A 6979-nucleotide genomic window follows, 5' to 3' on the forward strand; every position below is an offset into this window, starting at 1 on the left:
ACATAAGATTTAATTGCAAAAGCTGAAATCTCATCCATGAAAATATTAGTTCCTTACGAGGTTTCTACCACCGGAATGAAGAATCCTTACCTGTTCCTGTTGCTCAGAGAGCTGAATAAGCTGAAGGATGTCCAAAAAATTCAACATGGATTCGGGTGGTTATTTGAACCGGGGCAATGGGATGTGATACACCTGCACTGGCCTGAACTGCTTGTAAAATATCAATTGCCGGATATGTCACGAACGGATCTTCTACAAGGCCGACATTTTCAGAAGGTATTGAGTGCAATCAAAGAGCATAAGGAGAAGGGGGCAAAAGTAATGCTGACCATTCACAACGAAAAACCCCATAAAGATCAGTCAGGAATTTTTGATCATTTTTACCGGGAGATCTATCAGATTTCCGACGGGTTTATCCATTTAGGTAAGTTTTCGGGAAAAATATTACGAAATGAATACGATGATGAAACAGGTGGGAAGCCTTCATTTATAATTCCGCATGGAGACTACAGTTTCTTTCCGAATGATATGGAAAGAGCTCAGTGCCGTAAAAGGCTGAAAATCAAGGAGCAAGAAAAACTGCTGTTGTCATTCGGGGCTGTTCGATCCAAAGATGAACTTGAGCTTGGAATTGATGCTTTCAAACAAGCGGATGTCGAAAAAAGTATCTACCTGATTGCCGGGTCCATTCCAAACCCGTATCGATCGGAGCCGGAACACTACATTGTTCGGAAGAAATTATATACCAATATGTTCAACAACCGAATCAGAACGGATGAAAAAACGGTCGCTTTTGAGGAGGTCCAGGTTTATCTGAAGGCGGCAGATCTTGTATTTGTACCACGGTTCAATACCCTCAATTCTGGAAATGTAGCTCTTGGATTCACCTTTGGAAAAGTAGTTACAGGACCGGGGTACGGGGTAATTGGAGAGACATTAAATAAAACCGGCAATCCCGTTTTTGATCCTGTGGATTTAAACTCTGTATCTGATGCTATTTCTGCCGGTTTCGAACTAGCCGAGGCGGGTCATGGAATCAAAAATAAGGAGTATGCCAATCATCACATGCAGTGGGGAGATATCGGTGTTGACACCTTGAAAGCGTATCAAAAGTTGTAAGCGATTTGTTATGATTCACATCGCATCCCAAAATCAACAAAGCGTGTAAGTAAATGGCTAAAATAAATGCTAAAACCGAACAGCCATTCGTTTCAGTGATCATACCCTTCTATAATAATCAGGATGAGGTAATAAGAATTGAAGAAGAACTCCGGAATCAAACCTATCCGTCTGACAAAACGGAACTAATTTTTATTGATAACGGATCTGAAAAACCGTTTAGCTTTCCCGATTCATTTTTGTCACGGAATATTCTTCTTGAAGAAAGCAAACATCTGAAGAGTCCTTATTCAGCGAGAAATCGGGGGATTGAACAATCGAAAGGAGAAGTCATAGCTTTCATAGATGCAAATTCAACTCCCGAAGCGAATTGGCTTGAGGAGGGTATATCTTGTCTTTTAACTTCAAAGGCTGATTTGGCCGGGGGTAAAGTACTTTTTGATTTCCAGGATCAAATAACCGGGGCAAAAATTGTGGATGCATTGACCTCCATCAACATGGAAAGATCAATAAAAGAACGTGGGGCTGCTTTTACTGCCAATCTGTTCGTAAAGAAAAACGTTTTTAATGAAATGGGTTTATTTGAAGAGGGGGTACGCTCCGGCGGGGATGTACGATGGACTCTCAAAGCTAAAGAGAATGGATATTCTATCAGTTATTGTGATCAGGCAGTTATCAGGAAGTTTGCGCGACCCGCCGATAAATTATATCAAAAAAGGATCCGCACCGGGAGGGGGTATTATTACACGTGGAGAGAGGAACCGGAACGAAGGATATGGTTCTACAATTTATTACGCTCCCTGAAGCCGCCTTCTTTTTCAAAAATCAGGAGTTTAAATTCTGATCGATACCAAGCCGGGTTTGATGATTATTTGATGGGTATTTGGTTCCATCTCTATGCTTCCGGGATCGTGGAGCAGCTCTCATTTATAAATGAGTACTTTCAATCAAAAATTTTTATGAATTCAAGGAATGAATGAGCTCGCTCTATTCAACTAAAATCATTTTTTTAGTTGAAGCCCGGCCATTTACTTTCAACCTGTATAAATAAACGCCTGAGGACAGCCCGGAAGCGTTAAAATCGATTTGGTAAGTACCTACGGATCGAAAACGGTTTTCCAGAGTTTGAACCTTTCGACCGGCAAGGTTATAGATTGAAAGATCTACTTCACCCTCTTCTTCAATGGAATAGTAAATTACGGTAGAGTTGTTAAAAGGGTTGGGATAATTTTGATCCAGGAAAAAAAGCGATTCTTTCTGAATAACAGGAAAATTAGCATTTGTAAGTTCCCTGTATCGAACAATGGATTCAAGAAAGTAATAATCGGCATATGAAGTACCCAGGTTGCCCTGCCCCCGCTGTCTGGTGGATCTCTTCAGGATTGAACTGATATTTGAGTTCTTTGTCATATATGCATCGGAAGAGAGAGAGCCCAATATTTCGACCGCAGTATTAAAATAGTTTTCATTATTTGTAAAGGTATATAATTCAAACAATCCTGAAGCTGCGATCGCTGCCGCTGAAGCATCTTTTGTGCGTACGGAGGGTTCAGGTTCAAGAAAATCATAGGGAGGTACAAAATCTTCCGGTAAATTTTCGATAAAATACTCAGCACTGGCTCTGGCTGCATCTAAGAATTTCTTTTCTCTTGTGAACCTGTAGATCATAGTAAATCCATACACAGCCCACGCTTGTCCCCTTGCCCAAACCGATTCTGCACCATAACCCTGGAACGTATTTTTCCAGTTTACTATACCGGAATCTGTAAAATCAACAACATGATATGTACTGCCATCAGCGCGAAGATGGTGTATCAGGCTGGTTTCTGCATGGGCAAGTGCAATGTCATACCATTCATCTTTGCCCACAACTTCAGCCGCCCAAAACAAAAGTTCCAGGTTCATCAAATTGTCGATGATAACAGGGTAATTTCCTACCCACTCCCAGGATTTGATAGCGCCTATATCCGGATCGTACCGTTCGGCTAATGTGGCTGCGCCCTGGAGTGTAGTTTTAAAGTAATACCTGGCCTCTTCAATTTTATATGCATTTCCGAAGCTGTTAAAAATTCGGAATCCTGTATCGTGGTCTGAAGTATTATACGCCTCTGATTCCAGGTCTTGAGTCCATTGAACGGCGTGCTCTCTCCAAAAGGGATCCCCTGTCAGTTTATACAAATACCACATTGAGCCGGCAAAAAATCCACTCGTCCAACGTTCCCGTCCAAGGTATTCCTCAACCCATTGCCCGGTTTCCCTGTCTGTATGAGCCGGGTGAAGTTTGGGATTATAGGAAAGCTCTTGCAGTGTTTCCCTCATCTTTTGATCTGCATGATCCAATACATCTTCGTTCGATGAAAAATTCTTTAAATTTACATCCGGGTTACTCTGTGCAAACAACGAGTTATTTTTCACGACACAGAACAATAAAATTGCACATATGTACAGAAGAAATCTCATGTGGAGCTCAAGAACAGTTTAGTATTCAAAATAGCCATCGATCTTCAATCAAATAAACAGTTAATTGCCAAATAGTAAATGAAACCAGAAATTAATAAATAAATGTTCAACAGATGGTAAAAGTATTTTTAACGGCATCTAATTTCTTATGAATCCAAGTCGTTAATCCCTATAATCACAGAATATAAACCTGTTAAAGGTCAACGGAATTCAATGGATTTAAGATATATAACTGACCGATTAAAAAATCTACCCACAAGGAATAAACCTCATATCTTTTATCTGCATATTCCTAAAACAGGCGGAACATCCGTGATACATGCTCTTCGGAAAAAATATCCATTTAACTTTTTTAAGATAGAAGCGGGGAGTTCTCTGCGTGCTGCGGAGTTAAAGTTTGGTGAGAATTACAAGAGTTTTAAACAGTGCTATGACCTTCGCGAATCTGTGGCTGCCTATGCCATTGAAGCAGGTTATAAATGTATTGCCGGCCACGTTCCATACTCAACAAACATTTTTGATGATCCAAGCAACAACTACCATTTGATGACAATTCTCAGGGACCCGGTTCAACGATACATCTCGAAATACCTGTATAACTATCATAAGTCGAGTGATCACTGCAAGTTTGAAATGGATTTCGAAGATTATCTTGAGTCCGATATCGGAAAGCAATCAGGGCGCGAGTACCTTCGATATTTAAGTGGTTACTCTGTTGATGAAAGTCGAAAACCTGATGAAGAGCTGATCCAGATTTCTGTGGAAAACCTTCAAAAAATAGACCTGCTTGGGGTACTTGAAGAGCTCGATAAATTCAAGGCTCTTTTTTACAATGAAACCGGGATAAATCTTCGAATTCCTCATAAAAACAAAACAGAAGATTTAACAGAGGAGCAATCATTTGATAAAGCAACCTTGAATCGCGTCAGAGAGATTTGCAAGCCTGACATTGACCTCTACAACTTTGCCAAAGCCCGTGTTGATTTATAAAACGAATTGACAATTACCTAAATACCGTTCTTTCGATATCCGAAAGTTTTGGATACACGAGCGTTAAGTTCGGATCACTGCAACCGCTGTCGAGCAATTGCTGCGCTATCATATCATACTCTTCTGATTCAAAAGCAACGGCAGCAGGTTTAAATACATCCAGGTACCGGCAATTATCAAAGCTGTCTGACTCGCTGAAATACTGAGAAGCATCGGCGCCATTCAGGTAAGAAATCAGCGATTGAAGTGCGGGTTTAAGCCCCCCGTGATCCTGTGAAGCCAAGTCCGGCCAGTCTCTGTCTTGCCCTGTTCTGTTTTTTCGAACCAATGCCAGGTTCATATATGCCCGCATGTTGTAATAAACATAATGCTGAGACCGAACCCGTGATTTTTCATTCGGCAAAGCCCCATCGGAGGTCAATTGTGTGTCGATTTTTTTCTTAACGGGAGTGATATGGGAAGATGAATTCAGAAACTCTGTTTGTTCCGTAAAAAGAAAATAAACCGCTCGTTGAACATCCATCCAGGTGGATACATTGGTCGTTTCAAAGGCATCGGCATTATAATTCCTGGTTACCCATTTCATGAATTTATAGAACCATTTCTTCATTTCAATGTGGTCCTCACTGGTCCAGTGGGGGCTGTCGTAGAGAAGGCTAATCGCTTCAATTACCTGGATAAAATCGTTTGCATCAATAATACCCTGGGCTGAACCATTATTAACACCAAAAGCGATCTGCGCGTGATTCATATTCGGATTCATATGTGTCTCGGGATCCAGGAACCATCCATGGATCAATTCTGAAGCTTTTTCAGCATATTTCTCCTCTTCACTGAAAAAATAAGCAAGGCTGAGCGCATAAACGGCGGATGATAACCGTGCCAGTTTGGGGCGATCATAATCATAAATTTCCGGGTTGGTTTGTCCATCTCTGATATCATCATACACACCTGTTGAATCATTCGGCCAGGCGTACCTTGATAGACTCATGTAATCGTGGTTGTCTCCGCTTGGGGGTAATTTGGTCTTTTCAGTTACGTATGCGAACTCTTCGTCCAACAGTTGATCTACACCGCTGATTAACTGATCATAATCTCTTGACACGATGGGAAGGGAATCACGGTGTTCTTTGATAAATTCCATGTGCCGAACATTCAGAATATATGGCCCTGTGTTTGATTCTGTAAAGTCCGGTATATTTAATGAATCTTTGCAGGAAGGAAATACGAATCCTATGATAATGGCAAAAAATAGAACAGTAAACCAACGATGTTTATCCATCAGTGCCAACTTTTGCCATTTATTCTAAGTTTCAGTTGTAAAGCCAAGATTAATATATAATTCGTTCTTCATATTTTCGAACATATCATGTTACATAATTATAACAATACTGTTCGTATAATTTGGTCTGGTGAAAAAAAATCCAAAAATTGACCAAACTAATTTGATGCGAATATCTCTTATCGGTAGATTCATCCTCTTTTGATCCTAATTTATTTGAATGCTTCAAAATATATATAACAGATTTCGGATTTTCTTCTCCTCAATGGCCCATCGGAGAGAGGTTTGGCCGTTCACGAAAAAGCTTAAAACCAGGCATATTAAAAATTGCAGTTTGCTTGAAGACCGCATTAAAATGTTAGAAAAGATTCCAAAGGGCGGGGTTTGTGCAGAAGTTGGAATTTTAAAAGGCGATTATTCACGCTACATCCTCGATATCGTTAAACCTCAGAAACTTCACCTGATCGATATCGATTCCAAATCTATCAAGATAGCCAGGAAGCGGTTTGAGGATGAAATTGAGCAGAACCTTGTTGAAGTTCACCGGGAAGATTCGTCAACCTTTTTATCCACAGTGCCGGACGCAACGTTCGACTGGATCTATATTGACGGTGACCACAGCTATGAAGGTGTAAAGAGAGACCTTGAGGCCGCACACAGCAAGATAAAACCGGATGGGTTGATTTCACTGAATGACTATATCTTTTTTGGATCTTCTGATCTCACAAAATACGGTATTATAGAGGCCACTAATGAATTTTGTATAGAGTATGATTATGAATTGGTTCATTTTGCTCTGCACGGCCGAATGTACAATGATGTAACCATCCGGCGCATCAAGAAGGGTTAATTATCTTTTCGGTCATTTAATACTAATTTGTTTACTCGTTCCTAGGTCCCAACTGGCGAATGTGTTCAGCGAAGCGTCCTCGGTCAACGAAGCCTTCTGGCGTAGTTGACCCACTTGTGTCCATTTTTCGGGCTTTTTTCCCATTTTAGTCGTTCCAAAGTCCTGCCTCCATTCCAACGGTTAAGGAATCCATACATCATTTTTTGTAAAACCCCTCGATAAAAATCAAGCTTTTTCAATATTCCCTGCCTCGGGGTATATGGTTTAGAGTACATTCC

General features: G+C 40.6%; 7 protein-coding genes. 4 read left to right on the top strand and 3 right to left on the bottom strand.

Going from position 1 to position 6979, the window contains the following annotated elements; translation table 11 throughout:
* Positions 1–36: 36 nt before the first annotated feature.
* A complete protein-coding gene (locus L6773_RS17690; protein ID WP_237855827.1) occupies positions 37–1119 on the top strand; it encodes a glycosyltransferase family protein in 1083 nt (360 codons plus the stop codon).
* A 53-nt stretch (positions 1120–1172) separates the two neighbouring features.
* On the top strand, positions 1173–2099 hold the full coding sequence (locus L6773_RS17695) for a glycosyltransferase family 2 protein (RefSeq protein ID WP_237855828.1): 927 nt from the start codon (positions 1173–1175) through the stop codon (positions 2097–2099).
* 7 nt (positions 2100–2106) lie between these two features.
* On the opposite strand, the gene L6773_RS17700 is transcribed toward L6773_RS17695, so the two are convergent.
* A complete protein-coding gene (locus L6773_RS17700; protein WP_237855829.1) occupies positions 2107–3534 on the bottom strand; it encodes a T9SS type A sorting domain-containing protein in 1428 nt (475 codons plus the stop codon).
* 258 nt (positions 3535–3792) lie between these two features.
* On the opposite strand from L6773_RS17700, the gene L6773_RS17705 reads away from it, so the two are divergent.
* Positions 3793–4569, top strand: coding sequence for a sulfotransferase family 2 domain-containing protein (locus L6773_RS17705; RefSeq protein WP_237855831.1), 777 nt, complete (start codon positions 3793–3795; stop codon positions 4567–4569).
* A gap of 13 nt (positions 4570–4582) precedes the next feature.
* On the opposite strand, the gene L6773_RS17710 is transcribed toward L6773_RS17705, so the two are convergent.
* Positions 4583–5851, bottom strand: a complete 1269-nt coding sequence (locus L6773_RS17710; RefSeq protein ID WP_237855833.1) for an alginate lyase family protein — start codon at positions 5849–5851, stop codon at positions 4583–4585.
* A 355-nt stretch (positions 5852–6206) separates the two neighbouring features.
* On the opposite strand from L6773_RS17710, the gene L6773_RS17715 reads away from it, so the two are divergent.
* The gene (locus L6773_RS17715) at positions 6207–6701 is read left to right on the top strand and encodes a class I SAM-dependent methyltransferase (protein ID WP_237855835.1); all 495 of its coding nucleotides are present in this window, start codon (positions 6207–6209) and stop codon (positions 6699–6701) included.
* Between the two features lie 83 nt (positions 6702–6784).
* Here L6773_RS17715 and L6773_RS17720 read toward each other — a convergent pair.
* Positions 6785–6979: hypothetical protein (locus tag L6773_RS17720; protein ID WP_237855837.1), on the bottom strand; the 195-nt coding region annotated here is incomplete at its 5' end.

Source organism: Rhodohalobacter sulfatireducens, from assembly GCF_022012475.1.
Lineage (GTDB): Bacteria > Bacteroidota > Rhodothermia > Balneolales > Balneolaceae > Rhodohalobacter > Rhodohalobacter sulfatireducens.